General features: G+C 63.7%; 21 protein-coding genes and 1 riboswitch. Of the genes, 12 read left to right on the top strand and 9 right to left on the bottom strand.

Annotated features, from left to right (window positions below; genetic code table 11):
* Positions 1-19 precede the first annotated feature (19 nt).
* From boxB to A985_RS0115150, 7 genes are all read left to right on the top strand, one after another.
* The gene (gene boxB / locus A985_RS0115185) at positions 20-1,447 is read left to right on the top strand and encodes a benzoyl-CoA 2,3-epoxidase subunit BoxB (protein ID WP_017234254.1); all 1,428 of its coding nucleotides are present in this window, start codon (positions 20-22) and stop codon (positions 1,445-1,447) included.
* A 47-nt stretch (positions 1,448-1,494) separates the two neighbouring features.
* Positions 1,495-2,751 carry a benzoyl-CoA 2,3-epoxidase subunit BoxA gene (gene boxA, locus A985_RS0115180; RefSeq protein WP_017234253.1) on the top strand — a complete coding sequence of 419 codons (1,257 nt, stop codon included), beginning with the start codon at positions 1,495-1,497 and terminating at the stop codon, positions 2,749-2,751.
* A 234-nt stretch (positions 2,752-2,985) separates the two neighbouring features.
* Positions 2,986-3,567: a DJ-1/PfpI family protein gene (locus A985_RS0115175; protein ID WP_017234252.1), complete on the top strand. Its 582-nt coding sequence runs from the start codon at positions 2,986-2,988 to the stop codon at positions 3,565-3,567.
* A 336-nt stretch (positions 3,568-3,903) separates the two neighbouring features.
* Positions 3,904-5,049, top strand: coding sequence for a hypothetical protein (locus A985_RS0115165; RefSeq protein ID WP_157211481.1), 1,146 nt, complete (start codon positions 3,904-3,906; stop codon positions 5,047-5,049).
* 134 nt (positions 5,050-5,183) lie between these two features.
* Positions 5,184-5,291: riboswitch (ZMP/ZTP riboswitch) on the top strand.
* A gap of 98 nt (positions 5,292-5,389) precedes the next feature.
* Complete coding sequence (gene glyA, locus A985_RS0115160; RefSeq protein WP_017234250.1) at positions 5,390-6,637, top strand: serine hydroxymethyltransferase; 1,248 nt, start codon at positions 5,390-5,392, stop codon at positions 6,635-6,637.
* A gap of 18 nt (positions 6,638-6,655) precedes the next feature.
* Complete coding sequence (gene nrdR, locus A985_RS0115155) at positions 6,656-7,138, top strand: transcriptional regulator NrdR (protein WP_017234249.1); 483 nt, start codon at positions 6,656-6,658, stop codon at positions 7,136-7,138.
* A gap of 696 nt (positions 7,139-7,834) precedes the next feature.
* Positions 7,835-11,353: an autotransporter outer membrane beta-barrel domain-containing protein gene (locus A985_RS0115150; RefSeq protein WP_157211480.1), complete on the top strand. Its 3,519-nt coding sequence runs from the start codon at positions 7,835-7,837 to the stop codon at positions 11,351-11,353.
* Between the two features lie 216 nt (positions 11,354-11,569).
* On the opposite strand, the gene A985_RS0115145 is transcribed toward A985_RS0115150, so the two are convergent.
* The gene (locus A985_RS0115145) at positions 11,570-12,634 is read right to left on the bottom strand and encodes a porin (RefSeq protein WP_017234248.1); all 1,065 of its coding nucleotides are present in this window, start codon (positions 12,632-12,634) and stop codon (positions 11,570-11,572) included.
* Between the two features lie 519 nt (positions 12,635-13,153).
* Positions 13,154-14,083, bottom strand: a complete 930-nt coding sequence (locus A985_RS0115135) for a LysR family transcriptional regulator (RefSeq protein ID WP_017234246.1) — start codon at positions 14,081-14,083, stop codon at positions 13,154-13,156.
* Positions 14,084-14,165: 82 nt separating this feature from the next.
* Between A985_RS0115135 and A985_RS0115130 the strand changes: the two genes are divergently transcribed.
* The 3 genes from A985_RS0115130 (at position 14,166) to A985_RS0115120 (ending at position 18,520) form a co-directional block, all read left to right on the top strand.
* A complete protein-coding gene (locus A985_RS0115130) occupies positions 14,166-15,140 on the top strand; it encodes an NAD(P)-dependent oxidoreductase (RefSeq protein ID WP_083902320.1) in 975 nt (324 codons plus the stop codon).
* 102 nt (positions 15,141-15,242) lie between these two features.
* Positions 15,243-16,757 carry an aldehyde dehydrogenase family protein gene (locus tag A985_RS0115125; RefSeq protein ID WP_017234244.1) on the top strand — a complete coding sequence of 505 codons (1,515 nt, stop codon included), beginning with the start codon at positions 15,243-15,245 and terminating at the stop codon, positions 16,755-16,757.
* A gap of 395 nt (positions 16,758-17,152) precedes the next feature.
* The gene (locus tag A985_RS0115120) at positions 17,153-18,520 is read left to right on the top strand and encodes a DUF3100 domain-containing protein (protein ID WP_017234243.1); all 1,368 of its coding nucleotides are present in this window, start codon (positions 17,153-17,155) and stop codon (positions 18,518-18,520) included.
* Positions 18,521-18,624: 104 nt separating this feature from the next.
* On the opposite strand, the gene A985_RS27095 is transcribed toward A985_RS0115120, so the two are convergent.
* The 3 genes from A985_RS27095 to A985_RS28225 form a co-directional block, all read right to left on the bottom strand.
* Entirely contained in the window at positions 18,625-19,197 is a 573-nt protein-coding gene (locus tag A985_RS27095; protein WP_017234242.1) for an EF-hand domain-containing protein, read from the bottom strand.
* Positions 19,198-19,297: 100 nt separating this feature from the next.
* Positions 19,298-19,564: a glycine zipper 2TM domain-containing protein gene (locus A985_RS0115110; RefSeq protein ID WP_017234241.1), complete on the bottom strand. Its 267-nt coding sequence runs from the start codon at positions 19,562-19,564 to the stop codon at positions 19,298-19,300.
* Between the two features lie 64 nt (positions 19,565-19,628).
* Positions 19,629-20,039, bottom strand: a complete 411-nt coding sequence (locus A985_RS28225; protein WP_157211479.1) for a hypothetical protein — start codon at positions 20,037-20,039, stop codon at positions 19,629-19,631.
* A 284-nt stretch (positions 20,040-20,323) separates the two neighbouring features.
* On the opposite strand from A985_RS28225, the gene A985_RS27090 reads away from it, so the two are divergent.
* Positions 20,324-20,998 (top strand): TetR/AcrR family transcriptional regulator, encoded by a 675-nt coding sequence (locus A985_RS27090; protein WP_017234239.1) that lies wholly within the window; start codon positions 20,324-20,326, stop codon positions 20,996-20,998.
* A gap of 11 nt (positions 20,999-21,009) precedes the next feature.
* Positions 21,010-21,966: a LysR substrate-binding domain-containing protein gene (locus A985_RS0115095; RefSeq protein ID WP_017234238.1), complete on the top strand. Its 957-nt coding sequence runs from the start codon at positions 21,010-21,012 to the stop codon at positions 21,964-21,966.
* Between the two features lie 210 nt (positions 21,967-22,176).
* Here the strand turns inward: A985_RS0115095 and A985_RS27085 are convergent, their stop codons facing one another.
* The 4 genes from A985_RS27085 to A985_RS0115075 form a co-directional block, all read right to left on the bottom strand.
* On the bottom strand, positions 22,177-22,536 hold the full coding sequence (locus A985_RS27085) for a DNA-binding transcriptional regulator (RefSeq protein ID WP_017234237.1): 360 nt from the start codon (positions 22,534-22,536) through the stop codon (positions 22,177-22,179).
* Positions 22,537-22,748: 212 nt separating this feature from the next.
* Positions 22,749-23,459, bottom strand: coding sequence for an ABC transporter ATP-binding protein (locus A985_RS0115085; protein WP_017234236.1), 711 nt, complete (start codon positions 23,457-23,459; stop codon positions 22,749-22,751).
* Complete coding sequence (locus tag A985_RS0115080) at positions 23,456-24,226, bottom strand: ABC transporter ATP-binding protein (RefSeq protein ID WP_017234235.1); 771 nt, start codon at positions 24,224-24,226, stop codon at positions 23,456-23,458. Before A985_RS0115080 ends, A985_RS0115085 begins: the two co-directional genes overlap by 4 nt.
* Positions 24,223-25,197: a branched-chain amino acid ABC transporter permease gene (locus A985_RS0115075; RefSeq protein WP_017234234.1), complete on the bottom strand. Its 975-nt coding sequence runs from the start codon at positions 25,195-25,197 to the stop codon at positions 24,223-24,225. Before A985_RS0115075 ends, A985_RS0115080 begins: the two co-directional genes overlap by 4 nt.
* Positions 25,198-25,204 lie beyond the last annotated feature (7 nt).

The raw sequence follows: 25,204 nt of genomic DNA, 5'->3' as shown, positions 1-25,204 counted from the left end.
AGACACGAGGATTCCCACGATGGCTTCGATCAACTACAGCGAGAAGATCCCCAACAACGTCAACCTGTCGGACGATCGCACGCTGCAACGTGCGCTTGAACAGTGGCAGCCGAATTTCCTGTCCTGGTGGGGCGACATGGGGCCGGAAGGCTCGCACGGCTTCGACGTCTATCTGCGCACGGCGGTAAGCGTGGATCCGGGCGGCTGGGCGCACTTCGATCACGTGAAGATGCCGGACTATCGCTGGGGCATCTTCCTCACGCCGGGAGAAGCCGATCGCAAGATCCACTTCGGCGAGCACAAGGGCGAAGCTGCGTGGCAGGACGTGCCGGGCGAACACCGCGCGAACCTGCGTCGCATCATCGTCACGCAGGGCGACACGGAACCCGCGTCGGTCGAGCAACAGCGTCACCTCGGACTGACGGCGCCGTCGATGTACGACTTGCGCAACCTGTTCCAGGTGAACGTGGAAGAAGGCCGCCATCTGTGGGCAATGGTCTACCTGCTGCATCGCTACTTCGGCCGCGACGGCCGTGAAGAAGCCGAAGCGCTGCTCGGCCGCCGCTCGGGCGACGAAGACAATCCGCGAATTCTCGGTGCGTTCAACGAGAAGACGCCGGACTGGCTGGCGTTCTACATGTTCACGTACTTCACCGATCGCGACGGTAAGTTCCAGCTCTCGGCACTGGCCGAGTCGGGGTTCGACCCGCTCGCGCGCACCACGAAGTTCATGCTGACCGAAGAGGCGCACCACATGTTCGTGGGCGAGTCGGGCGTCTCGCGCGTGATCGCTCGCACGGCGCAAGTGATGAACGAATTGAAGACCGATGACGTCGCGAAGCTGCGGGCAGCGGGCGTGATCGATCTGCCGACGATTCAGCGCTACGTCAACTTCCACTACTCCGTGACGATCGACCTGTTCGGTGCGGATCAGTCGTCGAACGCGGCCATCTTCTACAGCTCGGGCCTGAAGGGCCGCTACGAAGAGGGTAAGCGCGACGACGACCATCAGCTCAACGGTCAAATGTATCGGCTGCTGGACGTGGACAACGGCAAGCTCGTCGAGCGCGAGGTGCCGATGCTCAACGCGATGAACGAAGTGCTGCGCGACGATTACATCAAGGACTCGGTCGCGGGGGTGAATCGCTGGAACAAGGTGCTGGAGAAGGCCGGTATCGACTTCCGCCTTAGCGTCCCGCACAAGGCATTCAATCGTCAGATCGGCACATTCGCGGGCGTGCGCGTGTCGCCGGACGGCCGTGTGGTGAGCGAGGCCGAATGGGCTGCGCATGAGCGTGAGTGGCTGCCGTCGGCGGAAGATCGCGCGTATGTGGCGTCGCTCATGGGCCGCGTGACCGAGCCGGGCAAGTTTGCCAACTGGATCGCGCCGCCCCCGCTTGGCATCAACCGCCAGCCGATCGACTTCGAGTACGTGCGCTTCAACTAAGGCCAACGAGAGCCCAGGCGCGAGCCATCCCACAAGGAGACAGCATCATGAACGGCCCCGTTCCGGTCGAAGTTCTGAAGCAGCATCTGATCGATCCGGAGATCTGCATTCGCTGCAACACCTGCGAGGAGACGTGTCCGGTCGACGCGATCACGCACGACGAGAACAACTACGTGGTGCGCGCGGACACGTGCAATGGGTGTATGGCGTGTATCTCGCCGTGCCCGACGGGGGCCATCGACAACTGGCGCGATGTGCTCAAGGCCGACGCGTATGCTGTCGACGACCAGCTCACGTGGGACGAGTTGCCCGTGCAGGACGATGCGCTCGCCGGTCAGGGCACGATCGGCGAGGCGGCGCCGGGCGTGGCTGGCGGTGCGTCGGCCGACGTCCCCGAGCCCGTCATCGCCGGCTCGGATTTCGTGCGCGGCTCTGTCGTGCCGCCGTGGTCCGCCGCCAAGCCCTATGTCAATCTGTACAACCACAAGGCGCCGGTACAGGCGACCGTGGTCGGCAACTATCGCCTGACCGACGCCAGCACCGAGAGCGACATCCACCATATCGTGCTCGACTTCGGCAAGCAGCCGTTCCCGGTGCTCGAAGGACAGTCGATCGGCATCATTCCGCCGGGCACGTCGGGCGACGGGCGGGCGCACCATGCGCGACAGTACTCGATTGCGTCGCCGCGCGACGGCGAGCGGCCCGGTTACAACAACCTGGCGCTCACGGTCAAACGCGTGACGAAGGATCACCAGGAGCAGGCGGTTGGCGGGGTGTGTTCGAACTACCTGTGCGATCTGAAGAAGGGCGACGTGGTGAACGTGATGGGCCCGTTCGGCAGTACGTTCCTGATGCCGAACCACGCCGATTCGCACCTGCTGATGATCTGCACCGGCACGGGGGCGGCCCCGATGCGGGCGATGACCGAGTATCGTCGTCGTCGCCGTCTGAAGGGCGCGACCGGCAAGCTCATGCTGTTCTTCGGCGCGCGCACGCAGGGCGAGCTGCCGTACTTCGGCCCCCTGCTCAACCTGCCGAAGGACTTCATCGACACGAATCTGGCCTTCTCGCGTACACCAGGACAGGCCAAGCGCTACGTGCAGGACGCCATGCGCGAGCGCGCGGCCGATGTGGCGGCGCTGCTGCGTCACGACCACACCTACATTTATGTGTGCGGGCTCAAGGGCATGGAGGACGGCGTGCTGCAAGTGCTGCAGACCATCGCGGGCGACGCCGGGCTCGACTGGCAGGCCCTCTGGCAACGGATGAAGACGGAAGGGCGTCTGCATCTGGAAACCTACTGATTGACTGACGACTGACGATATCGGCTCGCGCAGCACCCGGCAGAGGGTGTGGCGCGAACCTCGGCTTGACCGACGGCGTTTTGCGCCGGCTTGACACCGCGTGCTTCGGCACGCGGTTTTTTTTCGTTCGTCGATGACGGTCGGGGTATCGAAGGCTGTCGCGGCGACGTCACCGGAATTGAGTAACATGGAGGAGCGGTTTCCCTTCCATCTTTTCTCTGAACGGAGAGTCATATGGGCAAGAAGCGGATTCTGGTACTGGCAGGCGACTATGTCGAAGACTACGAGCTGATGGTGCCCGTGCAGGCACTCATGGCCGTGGGTCACCGGGTGGAAGTGGTCTGCCCCGGCAAGAAGGCGGGCGACAAGGTGCGCACTGCGATTCACGACTTCGAAGGCGATCAGACGTACAGCGAGAAGCGCGGTCACGACTTCACGCTCAATGCGACATTCGACGGACTGTCTCCCGCCGACTTCGACGCGCTGGTGATTCCCGGTGGCCGCGCGCCGGAATATCTGCGGTTGAATGATGAGGTCGTCGAGATCGTCAGACATTTTGCCGAGAGCGACAAACCGATTGCCGCGATCTGTCACGGGGCGCAGTTGCTGGCGGCGGCCGGTGTGATCGAAGGGCGCGAGTGTTCGGCGTATCCGGCCTGTGCGCCGGAGGTGCGGCTGGCCGGCGGGAAGTACATGGAGATCGGGATCGACGAGGCGCATACCGACGGCAAGCTGGTGACCGCCCCCGCCTGGCCCGCGCATCCGGCGTGGATCGCGCAGTTCCTCGCCGTGCTGGGAACGAAGATCGAGCTCTGACGCGCGGCGGATTTGTCCGAACTTGCCTCGTTTTCGAAAGCTTGACGTCCGGTGGCGCAGCAAGATCGGCCGATCTCAACCAGGTCGGTCGGCAGGCGCTGCGCGCGCCGGAGCCCCGGCATACGACGAAGGAGGGTCGTGATGGACGTCAATGCTTATCCCTTCAGGGGCCATGCCGCAGGCTCCCCTGCCAGTCCCACGGCCGCTGGGCCGACGCGTGCCGGATTATTGCCGGAAGCCGGACCACTTGGAACGTTCGGGGCAGTCACCGGACATGACGGTAGCGGCACGCCGCTGCCGCCCATCGGACCTTACGATTTTTCTACCGCGCGGCGCGTGCACGAGGTCCTTCCGGCAGGGGCCCCCAGTGCGGCTGTTCGACTATCGTTCGAAGCGGACGCGCAAGCACCGCAATACGTGGTGACGGCGTTCCCGAGCGCTGGGCATGCCACGCGAGCGTGGCTTGCCTCTCGCCTGTTCGGCGCGTTGGGCCTGGCGACACCGACGGCCGTGTTGGTGCGGGGATGTTCGCTGGCATTCGATGGAACCCAGGCGCCTGAGCGGATCTACCTGGCGACGACGTATCTTCCCGTGTACCGGCCATTGGGGGAATGGTTGGAGGGGGAGGCCGCGCTGCGCGCGATCGACGCGGCAGATGGCGCGCAAAGCTCGCCGAGTGCGCGCGGCGGTGGGGGCGATGCGTGTGAGCGTGCTCGAGACGGCGCCCGCGCGGCCGGACGGCAAATGGCGCAAGTACTTGCGCAGTCCGGCGGTGCACCACTGCATGCGCTCGCTGGCGCGCCGGCACAGGCGTATACCGACGCCACACGCACACGCGACGAAATGCGCGGCGTGCTCTGCGCTTGGCTCCCCGAAGTCTATCGATGCGCATTGGAGCGTCAGTACGTCGCCGCGCTGTGGCTGGGCGATCGGAATCTTTTCCACGCCGTCATGGAAAACGTCGGTGTCTGGCGAGACAAGAACGACTTGCCCTACATGATGACGGTCGATTTCCGGGCCTGCCTCGATGCGGGCTTTCAGGGCGCGCTGTCGGATTTGATGCCGTATCGCCTTGGCGAACCTTCCACGGCATTCGTGCGGCGGTTGGCCGGGCTGACACAGACCGTCGACAGCAAGACGGTGCTCGACGAACTGAAGAATCCGACGGGGGTTCGGGCACTGGCGGCCGAGATGGCCTTCCGCCTCGGGCGAATTTCGGCGCACCACATCGCGCCTTGGGTGGACGATGCCCAGGACTTGGTCCGCGCGACATCGGTCGCTGCCAAGGTGGCCGCGGCGGCCGAGGACTGGAGCGGAATCGTGCCCCACCTCCTGGCGCGACGCGACCGTCTCGTGACCCGGCTGGGTGGCGCCTGGGCCGCACAGGCGTGGACACAACTGTACCCGACGCGCGCCCGCGCCATCGAGGCGCATCAGGCGCCCTTTTTGCGTTCGGCCGCAGCCGAACGCGATCGTGTGTGAGCCCGTCGGATCGGGCCGTCCGACCCATTGTCAAGCCGCCTCGGCGAATGGCACCAATTTGGTGCGCGGCGCCGATTGACGTGCGTTTGCCCCGGTTGCCTAACGTCGCAAGCTCGCATAAACTATCGACGCCACAAACCCCGCGTGACTGGCGATTAGGGTGCACAGCCTTGTGTGCCCGAGGTGGAGCAACCCACCGGGAAGCGCCGGGGTCTTATTTGCCGTTCGCCTGGGCAGCCGTGATGGTTGGTGCTGCCCTGTCTATCGTCTTCCGAAGCACAAAGGAAGATGCGCTGCGCCATCCCCTCCCGGAAAATCTGTTCAATTCAACGGAAACGCCATGTTCGACAAATCGAAATCCACCGTTGCCTCCGTCGATCCCGACGTTTGGGCTGCGATTCAGAAAGAAAATCAGCGTCAGGAAGACCACATCGAGCTGATCGCATCGGAAAACTACACCAGCCCGGCCGTGATGGAAGCGCAGGGCTCGCAACTGACCAACAAGTATGCGGAAGGTTATCCGGGCAAGCGCTACTACGGTGGTTGCGAGTATGTCGACATCGTGGAACAACTGGCCATTGATCGCGTGAAGGCGCTGTTCGGTGCCGAAGCCGCGAACGTGCAGCCGAACTCGGGCTCGCAGGCTAACCAGGGCGTGTACTTCGCCATGCTCAAGCCGGGCGACACCATCATGGGCATGAGCCTGGCGCACGGTGGCCACCTCACGCACGGCTCGCCGGTGAACATGTCGGGCAAGTGGTTCAACGTGGTGAGCTACGGCCTGAACGAGAACGAAGACATCGATTACGACGCTGCCGAGAAGCTCGCGCAGCAGCACAAGCCGAAGATGATCGTGGCGGGCGCCTCGGCCTTCGCCTTGAGGATCGACTTCGAGCGTATGTCGCAGATCGCCAAGTCGGTCGGCGCGTACTTCATGGTCGACATGGCGCACTATGCCGGTCTGATCGCCGCCGGTGTGTACCCGAACCCGGTGCCGCATGCCGACTTCGTGACGACGACCACGCACAAGAGCCTGCGCGGCCCGCGCGGCGGCGTGATTCTGATGAAGGCCGAGTTCGAGAAGCCGATCAACTCGGCCATCTTCCCGGGCATCCAGGGCGGCCCGCTCATGCACGTGATCGCCGGCAAGGCCGTCGCGTTCAAGGAAGCCGCGTCGCCGGAATTCAAGGCGTACCAGGAACAAGTCGTGAAGAACGCCCGCGTGATGGCCGAGACGCTGGTCAAGCGCGGCCTGCGTATCGTGTCGGGCAAGACCGAATCGCACGTGATGCTGGTTGACCTGCGCGCCAAGAACATCACCGGCAAGGCCGCGGAAGCGGCGCTGGGCGAAGCGCACATCACTGTGAACAAGAACGCGATTCCGAACGATCCGGAAAAGCCGTTCGTGACGAGCGGCGTGCGTCTGGGCTCGCCGGCCATGACGACGCGCGGTTTCAAGGAAGCTGAAGCCGAACTCGTCGGCAACCTGATCGCCGACGTGCTGGAAAACCCGGAAGACGCCGACAACCTGGCTCGTGTGCGCGCACAAGTGGCTGAGTTGACGAAGCGTTTCCCGGTCTACGGCTAAGCCCCGGACGCCGCCCGCATGCGCTGCCCGTTCTGCCGTCACGACGACACGCAGGTCATCGACTCGCGTGAAGCGGAAGATGGCGCCGCCATCCGGCGGCGCCGGAAATGCCCGGCGTGCGACAAGCGTTTCACCACGTACGAGCGTGTCGAGCTAGCGATGCCGGCGGTCGTCAAGAAAGACGGCAGCCGCGCCGAGTACGACCGCGCGAAGGTGCGCGCCAGCATGCAGTTGGCGATTCGCAAGCGCCCTGTGAGTGCCGAAGCGATGGATGCCGCAATTGCGCGCATCGAATACAAGCTGCTGGCCGGTGCGGAGCGCGAGGTGATGAGTCAGCGTATTGGCGAATTGGTGATGCGCGAATTGAAGCGGCTCGACAAGATTGCGTACATTCGCTTTGCGTCGGTGTACCGCAGCTTCGAGGACATTGCCGAGTTTCGCGATGTGCTCGAGGAAATCGACAGCACCGATGTCAAGCCCAAGCGTAAGCCGGTGGCCTGAGTCGACGGCGATGCGAGAGCGCGTATGAGCTTGCGCTGGCGACCGTAAGGCCCGTTTGCTGTAAAGAAGGACAGGAAACCCGTCGTGTCTGAAAGGGCACGGCGGGTTTTTTTATGGCACTCCCAGTGCTTTAGGGAACGTCAGCGTGCGCAAGGGCGAGAGCGCGCTAGGTGGCGGTATCTCGGCCAAGTATCGCTTCTGAGCCTGCGTACCCACGTCAGGCGGGCGAAGAATCGTCCTGTTGTGACCAAGCGGAAGTGAAGAAACCCGTCGTGCCTGAGAGAGCGCGGCGGGTTTTTTTATTGGCGCTGGGTATAGGCATTCGGCTCGCATTGTCCGGCCGGAACGCGGTGCAAAACGCATGATGCCGAGCAGAAATTTTTCGTTGGGATATCTCCCGCTTGGTTTCGATATCCGTTGTTTGCGTGTCGCATGCTTCGCATGATTGGGATTTTAATGATGGGATGTCTTGAATTATTGGGACCTTCTTCTTTTTTGATTTTGAATATTTAAAGAATTATCCCAACTTATTGATGGATTGTTTTCTTGGGTTAAGTACCAAAACTCAATGACTTTGCGTCGATTTCGATAATCCGAATTTTAGACTTCGTGAGCCTTGACGCACGCCGTCGTGTCGTGTCTGGAGCGTGATGGAGCAATTCGTCACTTTTCACGAATTAATTTATGGATTATCGAATGCAAAAGAACCATCCGAAGTCGAGCGCGCTGCGTCAGACAAAGATTTGCATGGCCGTCGCGGCCGTAGTGACCGCAGCAGCACTGCCGGGGTATGCTGCGGCGCAAACCGGGCAGAAACAATGGCAGGAGGATCGCACCGCTCGTCTGGGAAAAATTGATACCGATGCCAAGGCTGTGACGCCCGAACTCCAAAAGGCCATTGCCACGCGGCGACTTGCGGAACGTATGGCTGAGCAAATGGAAGCCGCCTCCGCCGTCATGGATTCCACGGCTACGTGGAGTGACAAGAGCTTGGCGCTTGAATTCGTAAGTGCCGCCGTCGGTTCCATTCTCACTGAAACTGCCGATGCTTCCATTTCCACTGACGGATTGTCAAAAAAGACGGCGCTCGCGACGCTGAAGTCGAGGATCGATGTGGCCGCGAAGGCAAAACATGCTGGGCGGGCAGAAGCATACGGTGACCTCGCAACCGAGATCAACAAGCACGCCACTTTTGCAAAGGCGAGTGCCGATGCCGTCACGCCGCTGCAACGCTCGGCCGATTTGTTGGCACTGAAGCAGGCGCGTGTGCAAGCCGCCGGGACAGAGGCGGCACTGACGGCGCTCAAGAATACGCGTCAACTGGACGCGGCCACGCCGAATGCTGAGAAGCAAGTCGCGCGTTTGACTTGGCACGACAAGCATCTGACCAACTTCATGGGGGACGAAGCGAATTCCGATACGCATGCCGTCATCGGCGCCGACACCACGCTGGAGATCACGAGTGCCTCCGGGAGGTCGTCGGATGCGATCCACGGTGTCGTCGGAGGCAAACGGGACGTGGGTACGCTTTACGTCGCCGAAGGCGCCGATCATGACGTTCTCGTCGCCGGTACGGGTAAGGAACTGATCGTTCATCGTGCCATCGAGGGTGCGGGCGATCTGTCCATTTCGGTCGTCGAGGGGGGCGCGCTGACCTTCGCCGCGCAAGGTGAGAATCAGACCGGTGCCATCTACGCGGAGAACGTTGCGCTGTCCGCGACCGGTGCAAACGGAAAGATCCAGTTCAATGAAGGCACCAGCGCCGGATCGGCAACGATTGCACTCAACAACGGTGGCGAACTGGTGTTCGGAACGAACGCCAATGCAGGCAACAGCCAGATCACTGTCGGCATGGCGGTGACCCAGGGCGATGTCGATGCCGCCCTGCTGGCGAATCCGAAATCCGGGCTTGGCGTTGCCGCCGCTGGGAAGCTGACGGTCAGTGATGCCTCGGCGGGCGACGCGACGGTCGTCAATTTTGGACTCGCATCGTTCGACAAGTCGAAGCTTCAGAATCTGGCGTTGCTGAATGCCGGCAAGACGACGCTCAGCAATCAATCCGAGGGCGGCAAGGCGGAAGTCATTAACCTTGGCGGCGCGACACTGGACATCGCCGATACGAAGCTGCAGCGCATGACGCTGACAAACGCCGGTGAAGTCACGATGTCAGGCAGCACGGTCGCGGGCGAAGCGACCATCAACCTCGTGGGCGGTTCTCTGGACGTGTCGGCGATTGCGCTTCCCGCGGCGGAGCCGAGCGATCCCGTTGTCAAAGCGCTCACTATCGGCTCGCTGACGGGCAGCGGCGAAGTTGTTGCCGGTGAGACCACGATTCGCCTCGGCGCATTGCATCAAGACGACGTGTTCGACGGCCGCATTCTGAGCGTCAAGGCTGCAGTGTCGGATAGTGACGACGTTACGGTCAGGCTGGACACGTTCAACAAACAGCCGCTCGCGCTGGGCGACGCGCCGTTGAGCCACCAAGCCGACGCGATCTCCGATCCACCCACCCACCTGCAAGTGGTCAAGGTGGGTAACGGCAACCTGACGCTGACCAACGACCAAAGCGCCGTCAAGCGCATGGAGATCGAGGCCGGTACGTTGACGGCGGCGCACGCCAATGCGATGGGCTCGGGCACCGTGAGCGTTGCCAGTGCGGGTACGGTTGCGCTGGGCGCAGACGTCAGCGGCGTGACCGACATCACGAATGCCGGCACGATTGAACTCGGTACGAACAAGCTGGCCGTGCGCAAGTACGCGTCGAGCGAGGGGGCGAAGATCAACTCGCGTGTTGCGAAGCAAGGTGAAGACCTGGCGTTCGGCGCGATTCAAGTCTCGGAAAGCAGCGATTTCCGCGCGACCAAGATCAACGTCGCCGTCGATGACGGCATCGAAGTCGCCGATCTGCTCAAGCAGCAAGTGACGGTCGTGGATGCGCCGGGCGACGCCGATGTGCAGATCGGTGAAGTCGAGTTCGGCAGCATCGCGACTGGCGATGGTGCCGATGGCGGCACCGATGGCAATACCGGCGGTCGAGTGACGATTACCGAAACCAGTGCAGTGAATTTCCTCGGGGCAGACGGCGGTTACAACGCCAACGAGCAAGCGGTGCTGGCCTCGGTCGACGGCGTGGCGTTGGGCGATCTGGCCTTGGGCAAGATCGGGGGCAGCGTGCTGTCGGCCATGGCGTTGCAAACGGCGGGTTCCGAAGAGCAACGTCGTTCGGCGCGTCTGCTCTCGGGTGAGTCGCTGGTGAACAACGCGACGACGGCGCAAGGGTCGGCTACGTCATTCCAGCGCGGCATGCAAACGCGCATGATCGCCGGTGGCACGATGTTCGACGACAAGACGGCGAACGGCGCGATGGCGGCGGACAACGGCATCGCGGGTTGGGCCTCGTTCAAGGGCGGCAACGCGAGCCAGCGCGGCGACGGCATGTCGTTCGACGTGAAGGGCCTGGACGGCGCGATCGGTATCGACAAGCGGGTGGGCCAGAATACGCTGGTGGGCGCGTCGATGGGCCTGGGCAACCAGGAGTCGAAGGCGAAGGGCATGCCGGGCGAGTCGAAGGTCAACAGCGTGAGCGTGGGCCTGTACGGATCGCACCTGAGCAGCGCGAACTGGTTCGTGAACGGCGCGTTGTCGTACACGAATCACAGCGTGAAGACGGATCGCACGGTGGCGGCGCGCAATGCGTCGGCCCGCTTGACGGGCAAAACGAGCGGTCAGACGTTCGGGATGTTCGGCGAGGTGGGTAAGCGCTTTGGGGTGTCGGGCGTGAACATCGATCCGTCGGTGGGCGTGCGCGTGGCCTCGACGCGTCTGAACGCGTTCGACGAAACGAACCGGGATGGCCAGGGTAACGACGGCCTGAAGGTGGGATCGCAAACGCAGACCTCGACGCGCGGGGTGTTGGGCGTACGACTGTGGAGCGAAGTGGCGAGCTTTGCGGGCGGCAAGGTGGCGCCGTCGCTGCGCCTGTCGTACGAGCACGAGTTCGGCAACACGCAGAGCCGCCTGACGAATGCGATCTACGGCGCGCCGCGTGACTTCACGGTGAAGGGGCCGAAGTTGGGCCGGGACATCATCGCGGCGGATCTGGGTGTGGACATGCAGATCAAGAAGCAACTGGAAGTGCGCGTGGGCGGCAACGTCAGCGTGCGCAAGGGCGAAAGCGCGATGGGTGGCGGTATCTCGGCTAAGTATCGGTTCTAAGGAAGTCGGCAAGACGCTTTCCTCGCAAGGGGAAAGCGCAGATCGCCTCCGAAGACGATTCAGATCGCGCATCGCGCAGTCATGATCGATGCGTTATTGGCCGAATACATTTGGGTCGAAACCCCCGCTACTTATCGTCAGGAAAAAGCCGTCCGGCAATGCGCCGGACGGCTTTTTCGCATCTCGCGCCCGGGGGCTCGCTACTACGCCGCCTGATCAGAACGAATGCGACACGCCGACATAGGCGCCGGTCTGGCCTTTCCCTGCGGGCGGGTTGTCGAGCGAGTCGCTCGGAATGGCCGCGACCGAGAAGTTCTGGTTCGAACTGTTTTTCACGTAAGCGAGGGTGCCATACAGGAACGTGCGCTTCGACAGGCTGTACGTCGTGCCCACCTCGAACATCGTCGCGTTGCCGAAGCCGCCCGGCACGTTGACATGATAAACCGCCGCATTAGCGGCCCAAACCGGGGTGGCTTGATACCTTACGCCGGCCCAGTAATGGTCGGCACGCGTGGCGAAGTCGGGCGCGGGCGCGTCCGGCGCGGACATATGCGTGTAGCCGAGTGAAATCGTGAAGCGGTTCAGGAACACATTCGCGCCGGCGAAGTACTCGCGCGACGTGGCGAAGACATCAGTGAAGCGCCCCGTGCTATCGCGAATTTCGTCATACAAGGCGCGCAACTGGAACCGGTCATGCGTGTAGGTCAACTGGGCCCCCATGCCACGCCCGTTGTTGAACTGCCCGGCGATGTTGGAGAACGCGTATTGGCCCGCCACGTCGAAGCCGTACCAGTTCGGGCTCTGGTAGTTGACGGTGTTGCTCGCCTGCGGCCAGTTACGCCCGCGCACGAGCGACGCCGAGGAGAAGGCTTGCTGCTGGAATGGATCGAAGTCCCAGACCCCGTTGCTGATGAACAGATTTCGCCCGATCGTCAGTTGCCCCCACGAGCGGGAGTTGAAGCCGACCAGCGCGCGCCGGTCGAAGATCGAACCCGCGCCATTGTTGTTGAAGCCGTTCATCAACTGGAAGCCGCCTTCCAGGTTGAATACCGCATGCAATCCTTGCCCGAGATCCTCATAGCCGCGCAGGCCGAACAGGCTCGTGCCGTAGTCGCCGCCTTGCGCGCTCCAGCGCGAGACGGTGCCGCCGTTGCCGTCCTGAAGGTGGTTCATGAACTGAAAGCCGCCATCGACGCGGCCATAAAGTTGCACGCTCGACTGCGCGTGCGCAAACGTGCCGATGCTGCAAAGCAGGCTCGCTGCGATGAGCTTCTTTTTCATGGTCTGCTCCCCAGTTGCGTTTTGCCCCGCACCTTCTTGCGCGGTTATGACCGTCGTCGTCGCACAGCGTCCAAGCGAAGACAACACGAGATGTCGTCGGAAAAGCTTGAAAAGCCTGAAAATTCGTTACGAGTGACAAAGCATCGGGAAGCGGGCACGCCTGGGCAACGGGCGCCGCATGGGGGCATGCGGGCGGTTGCGAGTGATGCCGTCACGCTCTGGTTGTCAGAGTTCATCGTCATGGCAGTCCACTGGCGTAGCGTCGTCGGCGGGGCGGCGCCAATACAGGCGCACACGCGGCCATACGACCGGATTCGGCTGGCGAGGCGGCAGGCGATGCTTCGCATGTCATGGACTGCGACGCAACGAGCCGTTATCGCCCGGATGGCTTCATTTATAGACGAATTCCCCCGCGCGCAACATCGGGGAAAGGCTTAATACGGCGATTGTTGCGTGCCAGCAACCGAAGCCGGGCAACGCGGCGACCGGGTCCATGCCCGTCGACGTTGGCCGTTCACGTCAGTCCGGGGCGCCAAACGCTTCCATCTTGCTCGCCAAATGGGTCAGCAAGCGGTTGGCCGCGCCGGACAGCCGCCGGCCTGTGCGCGTGACGAGATGGGCTTCGGCCTGATTGAGAATCGGGTGATCGATCGGCAGCGCGCGCAGCTCGCCGGCCTCGATCTCCTGTGACACGGCAAACGCGGGCAGGAATGTGGCGCCCAGTCCGGCGCGCACGAAATGCTTGAGCACGGAAATCGAGTTGGTCGTGACCGCGGGCGTCAGCCGATACTTTTCCGACTGCTCGGCCAGCGCCATCAACTGGCGGGTGCCATACGCCCCATGCATAAGGGCGAGCGGCACGTCGTAGAGCGCGTCGAGCTTGAGTCCCCCGGCCGCGCGACACCGCTCTACGAGCGGCGAGTCGGGCGCGACGATCGCGTGCACCGGTTGGCGCATCTGCGCGCGCGACACGATCTTGGGTTCGATCGGGGGGTTATAGACCAGCCCGATGTCCGCATCGTCTTCCGCGACCCGCCGCATGACTTCGTTGGTTCCCGCCAGATCGAGCGTGAGCGTGATGTCCGGATAGCGCTTGCAGAAGTACTGCAGCGGCGCGCCCATCAGATCGCTGACGAACCCCTCGCCGACCGCCAGCCGGATATGCCCGCGCCGCAACCCCCGCACCTCCTGCAGCTTGGCAAGCAAGTCCTCCTGGTGTGCGCGCTGTTCCCGGTAATACTCCATGAGCAACCGGCCGGCCTGCGTCAGATGGACGCCGCGTTTGTGACGTTCGATCAACGGTAGCGCCATTTCGGCCTCCAGCAGGGCGATCTGACGGCTGACGGCCGAAGGGGCAATGTCCAGTCTGTCCGCCGCGGCGCGCACGGTGCCGCACTGGACGGCTTCAAACAGATACAGCAGTCGGTTTTCGTTGATGGCAGGTGTCATACCCTAAAGACTAATTTTTAGAACAAAAATCTTCAAGCGTTGTCATTGAGCGTCGTTTTTTTTCATCCCACACTGCCAATCAATGTCCAAGCGTTGGCCGGCACGTTCGGCCGACGAAGCAACGCGATGTCGCCCAAGGGGGAGACGTCATCCTCGCAGTCAATCTGGAGTCAACATGAAAATCATCGGAGTGGTCGGACTGGGCAACATGGGACGCGGCATGGCGCTGTCGTTGCAGCGCGGCGGTTTCACGGTGCTCGGCTTCGATCCGTCGCCGGCCGCCGGTCGCGCCTTGGCCGACGCGGGCGTCGGACTGCGGGCGTCGGTGGCCGAACTGGCCCGCGAAGCCGACGCCCTCGTGCTGTCGCTGCCGACCTCGCAGGTCGTCGAGGCCGTGGTGAATGGCGCCGATGGGATTGCCGCGAACGGTCGCGAGGGCCTGATCGTCATCGACACCTCGACGGCCGATCCGGCAAGCACGCGTGGACTGGCTGCCACGCTGCGCGAGAAGGGTATCGCGCTGGTCGACGCACCGGTCTCCGGCGGCCCGAAGGGCGCCCTGAACGGCGCGCTCACGATGGTGCTGGGCGGTTCGGTGGAGGACATCGCGCGGATCGAACCGGTGCTCGCCGCCATGTCCGCCAAGCGCGTGCATATCGGCGACGTGGGCGCCGGTCACGTGACCAAGCTGATCAACAACCTGATGTGCGCGGCGCATCTGGTCGTGGCGGGCGAAGCGATGCGTCTGGCCGAAGCCGCCGGCGTAGCGCCGGCGCAAGTGCTGGAGGGGCTGAATGCCGGCTCGGGCCGCAGCGGCGTGACACAGACCAACTACCCGACGTGGATCCTCAACAACGCGTTCGACTCCGGTTTCACGATGAAGCTCATGCGCAAGGACGTGCGTCTGGCGATGGCACTCGCCGAGCAGACGGGCACGCTCGCCACGGGACCGCTCTCGGCCGAAGTCGGTCGTCTGTGGGCCGCAAGCGCGGCAACGGTAGGCGATGACGAGGACTTCAATCGCATCGTGCAGTTCATCGAGCCGGGCCGGGCGTGATCGCGCGTCAGCCCGCTCCGGCATTACGCCGGGTCGTTTGATTTTCCATTGTTGTTTGACGAAACGATGCGCCCGATGCGGCGCGTCGCACGGAGTGTTCTCATGGCAGACCCACAAGCCGCCGCTTTGCTCGGCGCATTCGCAAAGTTCTTCCCCAAGGCCACCACCCTCGGCTCGTTCGTGAATGGCGAACTGCTCGAAGGCACGGGTGACGCGAACATCGAGATCGTGAACCCGGCCACCGGCCAGACGGTATTGTCGTATCGCGACGCCGGTGCCGCCGTCGTGGCCCAGGCGGCCCACGCCGCGCAAGCCGCGCAGAAAACCTGGTGGGCGCTGACCCATGCGGCGCGCGGTCGTGTGATGCAGGCCGTCGGCAGCAAGATCCGCGAAAACGCCGAAGCGCTCGCGCAACTCGAATCGATTGGCGCGGGCAAGCCGATTCGCGACTGCCGCGGTGAAGTCGCCAAGGTCGCCGAGATGTTCGAGTACTACGCGGGCTGGACCGACAAGTTCTATGGTGATGTCATCCCCGTACCGAGCACGCACCTGAACTACACGCGTCGCGAAGCGATGGGCGTGGTGTTGCAGATCACGCCGTGGAACGCCCCGGTCTTTACGTGCGGCTGGCAACTTGCCCCGGCTATCGCCATGGGCAACGGCGTGCTGCTCAAGCCGTCGGAACTGACCCCGGCCAGCTCACTGGCGGTGGCCGAACTGGCCGAGCAGGCGGGCGTGCCGCGCGGTCTCATCAACGTGCTCGCCGGTTTCGGTCACACCACCGGTCAGGCGGCGATCTCGCATCCGGTCGTCAAGAAAGTGGTGTTCGTCGGCTCGCCCGCCACGGGCAGCAAGATCGCCGCGGCCGCCGCGCAGCGCCTGCTGCCGAGCGTGCTGGAACTGGGTGGCAAGTCCGCGAATATCGTGTTCAACGATGCCGACCTGAAGCGCGCCTGCCTCGGCGCTCAGGCCGCCATCTTCTCGAGCGCAGGCCAGAGCTGTGTGGCCGGCTCGCGTTTGCTGGTGCAGCGTGGCGTGTACGACGAGATGGTCGACATGCTTGCGCGCGGCGCGGAGAAGATCCGCGTGGGCGAGCCGCTCGACGACACGACCGAGGTCGGTCCGATCTGCAACCGTACCCAGTACCAACACGTCATGAACATGATCGATGCGGGCGTCGCGGGCGGCGCCCGGTTGGCGGCCGGTACGCAGCAGCGCAGCGATGGCGGCTTCTTTGTGCGCCCCACGGTGCTGGCCGACGCGAACAATACGATGGGCGTGGCGCGTACCGAAATCTTCGGCCCGGTCGTCGTGGCGATTCCCTTCGACACGGAGGAAGAGGCGCTGGCGATCGCCAATGACAGCGAGTTCGGCTTGGCCGGCGCGGTGTGGACGCAGGATGTCGCGCGCGCGCACCGTGTGGCGGCGCAGGTCAATGCCGGTACGTTCTGGATCAACGGCTACAAGACGATCAACGTGGCGTCGCCGTTCGGTGGCTACCACCATAGCGGTTACGGTCGCTCCAGCGGCATGGAAGCGCTGTATGAGTACACGCAGACGAAGAGCGTGTGGGTCGAGACCGCGGCGAACCCCGCCACGCCGTTTGGCTACGTCTGATGCTGGTCCGCGGCGAGCGTAGGGCCATCCGGGGGGAAGGGGTGTCGTCATGCGTTCGGTCGTCGGGGGCGTCGCGTCGACGGGGGCGCGCTGGATCGGGGCGACGGTCGTGAGACCCCGCTCGGTACGGAGCCGTTTCAGCCCGTGAGATTCGGGGCCGAAACGGCCATTTTGGCCGCGTATAATGCCGCCCTCGGGTGGTTCGGCGCGGAACGCTGTTGTTGTCACCGAGGTGTGCCAACCTGGCGAGCCGTCAGGCGTCATGGGGAAGTCCGACGGTCTGGGGACCGGACGGATGGCGTGCCGAATTTCCTTAACCACCGAAATGTTCGTACACCTTCCGGGTCACCGGACGGCACCGGACCGGTTCAATAGCATGTGCAGGGGAGACCCAGATGGCAGTCATGGAAAAAAGCGCGGGCCAACCGCAAGGGGGCGCCTTCAGCGATGGTGTGCGCCTATATATTTGGGCAATCGTGATTCTCGTCATCGCGGAGCTGATCGGGGCGATCAGCATCAATGCGGGGCACGGCAAGATCGTGTTGCTGCCGATGGTCTGGGCGTTGCTGCTCGGCGCGGCGTTGGGTTTGTCGCAAGCGCGTCTGCCGCGTTTTGCGCAGATCAACCTGCCGATGCAACACAAGGCGTCCGCCATTCTGCAACCGGCGCTACTGCTCTTCGTGGCCAAGCTGGGGCTGCTCGTGGGGGGCTCGCTGCCCAAACTCGTGGCCGCCGGTTGGGCGCTCGTGTTCCAGGAGTTTGGCCATTTCGTGGGCACGATCATCCTGGGCTTGCCGGTCGCGCTGATGCTCGGCATCAAGCGCGAGGCCATCGGAGCGACGTTCTCGGTCGGTCGTGAGCCGAGCCTGGCCATCATCGGTGAAAAGTATGGCTTCGATTCGCCGGAAGGCCGTGGCGTGCTGGCCGAGTACCTGACGGGCACGGTGTTCGGCGCAGTGTTCATCTCGCTGTTCGCGGGCTTCATCGCCAGCCTGAATCTGTTCCACCCGCACTCGCTCGCCATGGGCGCCGGCGTGGGCTCGGGTTCGATGATGGCCGCTGCCGCCGGCGCCATCGCCGCGCAGCAAACGCCGGAAGTCGCCAAGGAAGTGGCCACGTTCGCCGCCGCATCGAACCTGATCACGACGACCATCGGCACGTACTTCACGCTGTTCATCTCGCTGCCGCTCGCCGTGTGGGGCTACCGCGTGATGGAGCCGGTGCTGGGCCGCATGAGCCGCCGCGGTCGCGCCAACGCCGAAGCCGCTGCGGTGGCCGATGCCGACGCCGCCAAGGAACTCAAGGAAGCGAGCACGGCGCACACCGTCGAAATGAATTTCGGTGCACGTTTGTTCGCCTGGGTGTTCTCGGGTGCGCTGGCGCTGGTCGGTAACACCATCGCCTTCAAGACGCCGTTCCTCGACGGCGTGCCGGGCATGGTCATCATGATCGGTGCCGTGATCGTGGGCGAGGCGCTGTACTACGTCACGCGCCGCAAGGTGCCCGCCGTGTGCTGGGTGTCGCTCATTGCGATGTTCCTGACGTCGCCGGCTTTCCCGTTCGCGCCGATCGTCGAGCAGTTCACCGGGAAGATCAACTTCCTCTCGTTGGTGACGCCCATGCTGACGTACGCCGGTCTGTCGGTCGCCAAGGATGTGCCGGCGTTCCGTCGTCTGGGCTGGCGCATCGTGGTCGTGTCGTTCCTCGCGAACGCCGGTACGTTCCTCGGTGCTGCGCTCATTGCCGAGTTCTTCCACGTGTAATACGTGCCTGTTGTGCGCGGCGGTGACACGCCGCACGCATGACGCGCAAGCGAATACGCCACGGCATGCCGTGGCGTATTTTTTTGCGCTACCGAGCGAGGGGCTCAGGGTTTCGTGGTTGCCGCGTCGGCTTGCGCGCGCTCGTGATAGTAACGGCGGAAGTAAGCGCGAATCTCCGCGGGCGAGAGCTTGCCGTCACGATTGGCGTCGATCAGCTCGAAATGCCGATCGAGGAACGGCTCGGCGGCCGCCGTTTCGTCGCGGCTCAGATAACCGTCGCCATCCTTGTCCGCCGCCTTGAAATAGCGCTCGAACGTGGCGCGACGCGCCTGCAACTGGCTGTGCTGATAGGCCGACCATTCATTGCGGTCGATCTTGCCATCGCGATTGGTGTCGATGGCGTCGAACGAGCGTTGCAGGTACAGCCCGAGCGCTGCGTTCTGATCCGACGCGTCGCCGTAGTCCGGGCCCGGTAACGGCGCAGGCATGGGCGCCGAAGGTGTCGTCGGCACGACGCCGTTCATCGGCGTCCGCGTCTGTGCATGGCCGGGCAGCGCGACGAGCGACAGGGCGGCGGCGCTGGCGCAAAGCGTGATGACGGCGAGTGTCCGGCGCGCCGTACGCCGTGTCGCGAGGGTTCGAAGCGTACGTTGATGCGGTGTCTGTTGAGATGTCATGCCGCGCTTCTCCTGATTCGTTGAACAGTGACGGCGGTATCGGCCTCGCGATGCGATGCGCTGACGAGAGGGGAGCCGCCCGATGACGGGGAGACCGGTATCAACGGCGACGGCGGTCGTCCGTGATGACGTTACCGATCACGCCGCCGACGACGGCGCCCCCCACGGTCGTGCCCAGGTCGCCGCCGGAGATGAGGGCGCCACCCAGGGCGCCGACGCCGGCGCCAACTGCCGTATTACGCGATTCGCGTGGCGTCATGCCGCCGCAGCCGGCCAGCGTGCCGATCAATGCGGCCCCTGCGAGTACCGGGCCGGCCGAGCGTGACAGACGGGAGAGGTGCGAGATCCATCGTTGTGTAGTTTTCATGACGCATGACTCCTTCAAAGAGGGGGGCGTCGGGCCCCGGGCAATCGCAGGCATCGCCTGCCGTTCAATAACAGCGGTCGCTGACGGCGCAGGCTTGATACACGATCCATTTACGGTCGATGCGCAGTCCAATGCGGTATTGCGCGGTATTCGTATTCATGGCGTCTGTCGCCAGCGCTGATTGATTTAGGTTTGACGCAAGTTGCGGTATTTGGGTCGCCCGATCTTGTAAGACTTTGTAAAGCCCTTGGGTCGGGCGTGACGGTCGCGAACCTGTGAGCTCCACGGTGCTTTCTGTGCGATCGGTATATAAAATGCAGTCCGAAATAAATTGTGGACGTTCTGACGATGCGGAGGGCGACACCAGCGACGCTGGCGCACGCACCATCGCGCATGTTCCTGTGCTTGTGCGACGCCGCGGGCGGATGTCGTCGTAAAGCGGAGCTGTCGAAAGCGTGACATCGAAATTGTTCAAGTTTGAAATGTCTCGGCCGGCGGCTTTAAAAGCCGCCATTCATGCCGGAAGGTGCGGAATGCGCGGAGTATGCGATTACGCGGCGTATTACGCGATGTCTGTCATCGCAAATCGCGCTGAATGCGTTGAAACCATCGGGAAAGTCCGGGGGAGTATTTGCGCTTAGTTTTCGCCGCAAGCTGCGTTTGCGCTGGCATACTGTGCCCGCTGAAGTTCGGTACTGAATTCAGCGATTGTTGAGACAAATCGATTGAGGTGCTCGGCCTATCCGCGCAAGCTTATCCATGCCACAAGTCAAGAAAGAAGACATTCGTCTGGCCATTTTGGAAGCATCGCATGCCCTGTTTCTCGACAAGGGCTATGTCGAAACGACCATGGTGCAGATCGCAAAGCGTGCCGGCATTTCCCACGCGAACATCTACAGCTACTTCACCGCAAAGTTGCAGGTCTTCTTCTGCGTCTACGAAACCTGGTTCAAGGCGCGCATTACCTTGCTCGAAGCCGAGGTGATGGCGGCACACGGCGCCCATGCCCGCATGCGCACCCTGCTCGACGGCCTGCTGGTCCAGATGCCGAGACTCGACAACGGCTTTTCGCACAACCTGGTGCAGGCGCTGGCCACCGTCCGCCCGGGCGATCCGTACGACGCATCGCTGCTGCGCTGGTTTCGCGAGCATCTGTCGGGCATGCTGGCGGCAGTCGCACCGAGCCTTGCGCGCGATAGCGTGCGACGTGCGCGTCTGGTGGATATGCTTGTGCTGACGTTCGACGGATGCCTCGTCAACCATCATGTCAATCCGGCGTCCCTGCCGGACGCCGCGATGCTGGAGGAGTACGTCGTCGCATTCCTGCCGGGCGACCCTGCCGAGTCTGACGCGGCTGCGTCGGTGGCGCCCGCGGCGCAGGGCGTGCCGGGGGCGGGGGCGGTGATACCGTCCGGCTCCGCGGCGGCGGCCTGAACGGCACGCCGATGCGCTCGCTGCCCTGGACCTCCCTCAATCTCGGACGAAAGCTCAAGTTCCACCAGCTTCAGGTGTTCGATCGCGTGCTCGAGACGGGCTCGCTCGTGCGCGCCGCCAACGAAACCGGTCTCACACAACCGGCCGTGAGCAAGATCGTGCACGAGCTGGAATCGTGTTTCGAAGGACCGCTCTTCGTACGCAGTAATCGCGGCATGCAGCCTACGGAACTGGGCGAACTGCTCGGGCATCGCGTGAAATCGCTGATGGCCGAGCTGCGCTACCTCACGGACGAAGTGAATGCGTTCAGCGCAGGTACCAGTGGACACGTCATCGTCGGTACGCTCATCTCGGCCGCCGCGGATCTTCTCCCGCGCACGATTGCGATGCTCAAGTCGCGGACCCCGGGCGTACTGGTCACAGTGCGTGAAGCGACGACCGCGCAACTCTTCCCCGCGCTGGCCAGCGGCGATCTGGATATTGTCGTGGGCCGTCTGCCCGAGCGGGCATTGCCTGTCGCGAACGCCTTCGCCCTGACGCACGAAGTGCTCTTCAACGAATCGCTCAGCGTAGTCGGTGGGGCGCGTCACTGGCCACAGGGGCCGGCGCGCGTGCCGCTTGCGCAGTTGCGTGAAGGGGCGTGGATTCTGCCGGTGCCGGAATCGCCGTCGCGGCTCGCTGCCGAGCGGCTCTTCCACGATGCGGGGCTGGCATTGCCCGAGGACGTCGTCGAGTCGCTCTCGGTGCTGACCAACATCGGCTTGATGCTGGAGACCCCGCGAGTAGCGCTGATGCCGCGTGTGGCGGCCACGCCGTTCGTGGAATCGGGATTGCTGCGGGTGCTGGCCGATACCATGCCCGGCAGCTTCGGCGATGTGGGGTATTCGCTACGTGCCGACAGGCCGCCGAGCCCGGCTTGTGAGCGCTTCGTCGCCTGCCTTCGCGAAGCGTGCGGCCTCAGGCCGTAGCGCCTTCCTGCCGATGTCGCCAAAACGAAGGGCGGCATGCCGGTGCATCGGCGTGCCGCCCTTTGCGATGGGCCGGCGCATGAACCTGCCCACGCGCCCCAACGGTAACGCGAACTGCCGACGCGGCGAATGGCGTGAACGCAATCGCGACACTTGCGAAACCCTGCAGCGAAGCCACCACGGATGCGATGACGATCGTGCGAATGCGGGTCAGAGACGTGCGAGCGACGAGACTAGCCCGGGGTTCTGTTGCACGAGCCGAATGAGGCAGGCGGCCTGGGCATTGGGGCGCGCGCGACCCTGCTCCCAGTTCTCCAGCGTGCGCGGATTCGTACGCAAGTAGTGCGCGAAGACGTTACGCGACATGCCGAGATGCTTGCGCAGGGCGAGCAATTCGTCGGGAAAAACTTCAAGTTTCGGAAGCGGTGTGCGCGGCAGCTCCTTGATATTGAGCGGAAGATCCGCAGGAAGGCCGTTCTTGACGTGCGCCGGTTCGGCAGGCGGTGGCGCACCGGTGTCCTGAGAGAGCAGCCAGCGGAAGGGATTCGAAGGCGTATTGGAGTAAGCCATAGTCCTACCCGGGTGTCGGTGTTAAGTGAAGGGATAAGCACGCTTGCGAAGTCAATCAAGCGGAACCGATTGCACCACAGAGTTCTACTGGGTGCTTTCACAAAACACTCCGGATTTTCGCGTATGACACCCATCGAGGACCAAGCACCCCGCCGAAACGAGGTGCCGTAGAGTGTACGCAAAACGGTGCGGTACGCAGCGTGGCGCGTGCCTCAAACGCCCAGATACGCCTGTAATTCCGGCAACGCGCGACGCAGGCTTGGCGAGTCGCCTTGCCAAGCTACACGGCCTTTGTCGACGATGTAGTGGCGATCGCCGAGTTCGAGCATCGGTGCAAGGTTCTTGTCGATGCACAGGATCGACAGACCGCTGCCTTTGAGTTGCTTCAGGCACTGCCAGATTTCACCCCGAATGAGCGGTGCCAGCCCCTCCGTCGCTTCGTCGAGAATGAGTAATTTCGGATTCGTCATCAGCGCGCGGCCGATCGCGAGCATCTGCTGCTCGCCGCCGGACAGGTTGCTGCCGAGGTTTTTCTCGCGTTCGCGCAGCCGCGGAAACAGGGCGTAGATGCGCTCCAGTGTCCACGGCGAGCGCGCACCATGACGATTGCTGGCGGTGGCCACGAGGTTCTCGCGCACTGTCAGCGTGGGGAAAATCTGGCGTCCCTCCGGCACGAGCCCCATGCCCGCGCGCGCGATACGATGCGACGGGCTGGCGTGCACAGGCTGTCCGTCGAACACGATTTCGCCACGGGCAGGGCGCATGAGGCCTGTCATCGACTTGACCGTGGTCGACTTGCCCATGCCGTTGCGGCCGAGCAGCGTGACGAACGCCCCCCGCTCGATGTCGAGTTGCATGCCGAACAGCGCCTGACTCGCGCCGTAGTACGACTCGACGCCAGACAAAGACAACAAGGGGCTCATGCGGTCGCTCCCAGCATTTCGTTGCGGGTGTCATCCCCGAGATAGGCTTCGCGCACGCCCGCGTCGTTGCGGATCGTGTCGGCGTTGCCGCAAGCGATGGCGCGCCCGTAGACGAGCACGGTGATGCGGTCGGCCAGCGCGAAGACCGCGTCCATGTCGTGCTCCACCAGCACGATGGCGTAATCGCCCTTGAGATCGGCGAGCAGATGCGTCATCTGTTCGGACTCGGCCTGCGACATGCCGGCCATCGGCTCGTCGAGCAGCAGCAGTTTCGGGCGTCCCGCGAGCGCCATGGCCAGTTCGAGCTGACGATGTTCGCCGTGGGCAAGCGCGCTGGCGGGCACGTGCATGCGCGCGGCCAGTCCGGTGCGCGCCAGGATCTCGCGCGCCGGCTCGACGAGCGCCGCTTCGCGAATGGCTGGCCGCCAGAAGCCGAAGCTATGGCCTTGCATCGCCTGCACGGCCACGAGCACGTTCTCCAGCGCGGTGAATTCTCGAAACACCGACGTGATCTGGTACGAGCGCGCGAGCCCCGAGCGGGCGCGCTGCTCGATCGGCATGGCCGTGATGTCGTGTCCGTCGAAATGGATGCTGCCTTCGTCGGCGCGAAGCTCGCCGGCCAGTTGGCCGATGAGCGTGCTCTTGCCGGCGCCGTTCGGGCCGATGATGGCGTGCAGCTCCCCCGGCGCGACATCCAGGCAAAAGTGATCGGTGGCGATCAGCCCGCCGTAGCGTTTGACCAGTTGGTCGACTTGAAGCAGGGTCATGCCTTGCCCTCCACGGTACGGGCGCGCCGGGCGAGCCGCACCTGCAGGTCGCCGAGCAGGCCATACAGGCCGCGTCGCGACACCAGCACCGCCACGACGATGAGCGGCCCGAAGATAATCATCCAGTGCTCCGTCATGCCCTTGAGCCATTCCTCGATCAGCAGCATGGCGGCGCTGCCCAGTACCGGCCCGAAGAACGATCCCAGCCCGCCGAGGACGACCATCACGATCAACTCGCCCGACGCCGTCCACGCCATGTAAGCGGGCGAGACGAAATGCGTGAGGTTGGCGTAGAGCATGCCCGCCACGCCGCAGGTCATGGCGCTGATGATGTAGGCCACCAGCTTGTAGCGCAGTGTCGGATAGCCGAGCGCGCGCATGCGGCGATCGTTTTGGCGCGCACCGCGAATGACCATGCCGAAGCGCGCATCGACCAGCCGGCGACCGGCCCATACGCACAGGCACAGCACGGCGAACGCCACGTAATACAGCGTGGCGGGGTCGTCGAGCGTCATGCTGCCGAAGCGGCTGCCGGCGGTGACCGGCAGGCCGTCGTCGCCGCCGTATTGCCTCAGGCCGACGGCGAGGAAGTAGAACATCTGGGCGAACGCCAGCGTAATCATGATGAAGGCGATGCCGGTCGTGCGCAGCGAGAGCAGACCGGTGACGGCGCCGACGACGGCACACAGTAGCAGCGTCGCCCCGAGATGCAGGAAGCCGTTGTCGATGCCGTGATAGCTGAGAATGCCGACGACATACGCGCCCAGCCCGAGATACAGCGCGTGGCCGAAACTCACCATGCCGCCGTAGCCGAGAATCAGATCGAGCGAGACGGCCGCGATGGCGAACACCACAATGCGCCCGAACAGGGTGAGATAGAACGGTTGCTGGGCAAACGTCGCGTAGAGGGGCACCAACGCCAGCACGGCGAGCAACAGCAGCGGCACGGCGGTGCGAAGATTGAGTTTCATTTCCATC

The sequence above is a fragment of the Pandoraea sp. B-6 genome (assembly GCF_000282835.1).
Taxonomy (GTDB): Bacteria; Pseudomonadota; Gammaproteobacteria; order Burkholderiales; family Burkholderiaceae; genus Pandoraea; species Pandoraea cepalis.
Note: the sequence above shows the minus strand (reverse complement) of the source record. Positions and strands in the feature narration are given on the sequence as shown.

What these genes read in the sequence shown, in the direction of transcription:
- boxA (WP_017234253.1), top strand. Translation starts at nt 1,495, where the DNA reads ATGAACGGCCCCGTTCCGGTCGAAGTTCTGAAGCAGCATCTGATCGAT.
- A985_RS0115135 (WP_017234246.1), bottom strand. Translation starts at nt 14,083, where the DNA reads ATGACACCTGCCATCAACGAAAACCGACTGCTGTATCTGTTTGAAGCC.
- A985_RS0115110 (WP_017234241.1), bottom strand. Translation starts at nt 19,564, where the DNA reads ATGAAAACTACACAACGATGGATCTCGCACCTCTCCCGTCTGTCACGC.
- glyA (WP_017234250.1), top strand. Translation starts at nt 5,390, where the DNA reads ATGTTCGACAAATCGAAATCCACCGTTGCCTCCGTCGATCCCGACGTT.
- A985_RS27090 (WP_017234239.1), top strand. Translation starts at nt 20,324, where the DNA reads ATGCCACAAGTCAAGAAAGAAGACATTCGTCTGGCCATTTTGGAAGCA.
- A985_RS27085 (WP_017234237.1), bottom strand. Translation starts at nt 22,536, where the DNA reads ATGGCTTACTCCAATACGCCTTCGAATCCCTTCCGCTGGCTGCTCTCT.
- A985_RS0115095 (WP_017234238.1), top strand. Translation starts at nt 21,010, where the DNA reads ATGCGCTCGCTGCCCTGGACCTCCCTCAATCTCGGACGAAAGCTCAAG.
- A985_RS0115145 (WP_017234248.1), bottom strand. Translation starts at nt 12,634, where the DNA reads ATGAAAAAGAAGCTCATCGCAGCGAGCCTGCTTTGCAGCATCGGCACG.
- A985_RS0115120 (WP_017234243.1), top strand. Translation starts at nt 17,153, where the DNA reads ATGGCAGTCATGGAAAAAAGCGCGGGCCAACCGCAAGGGGGCGCCTTC.
- nrdR (WP_017234249.1), top strand. Translation starts at nt 6,656, where the DNA reads ATGCGCTGCCCGTTCTGCCGTCACGACGACACGCAGGTCATCGACTCG.
- A985_RS0115175 (WP_017234252.1), top strand. Translation starts at nt 2,986, where the DNA reads ATGGGCAAGAAGCGGATTCTGGTACTGGCAGGCGACTATGTCGAAGAC.
- A985_RS27095 (WP_017234242.1), bottom strand. Translation starts at nt 19,197, where the DNA reads ATGACATCTCAACAGACACCGCATCAACGTACGCTTCGAACCCTCGCG.
- A985_RS0115130 (WP_083902320.1), top strand. Translation starts at nt 14,166, where the DNA reads ATGTCCAAGCGTTGGCCGGCACGTTCGGCCGACGAAGCAACGCGATGT.
- A985_RS0115080 (WP_017234235.1), bottom strand. Translation starts at nt 24,226, where the DNA reads ATGACCCTGCTTCAAGTCGACCAACTGGTCAAACGCTACGGCGGGCTG.
- A985_RS0115150 (WP_157211480.1), top strand. Translation starts at nt 7,835, where the DNA reads ATGCAAAAGAACCATCCGAAGTCGAGCGCGCTGCGTCAGACAAAGATT.
- A985_RS0115075 (WP_017234234.1), bottom strand. Translation starts at nt 25,197, where the DNA reads ATGAAACTCAATCTTCGCACCGCCGTGCCGCTGCTGTTGCTCGCCGTG.
- A985_RS0115125 (WP_017234244.1), top strand. Translation starts at nt 15,243, where the DNA reads ATGGCAGACCCACAAGCCGCCGCTTTGCTCGGCGCATTCGCAAAGTTC.
- boxB (WP_017234254.1), top strand. Translation starts at nt 20, where the DNA reads ATGGCTTCGATCAACTACAGCGAGAAGATCCCCAACAACGTCAACCTG.
- A985_RS0115085 (WP_017234236.1), bottom strand. Translation starts at nt 23,459, where the DNA reads ATGAGCCCCTTGTTGTCTTTGTCTGGCGTCGAGTCGTACTACGGCGCG.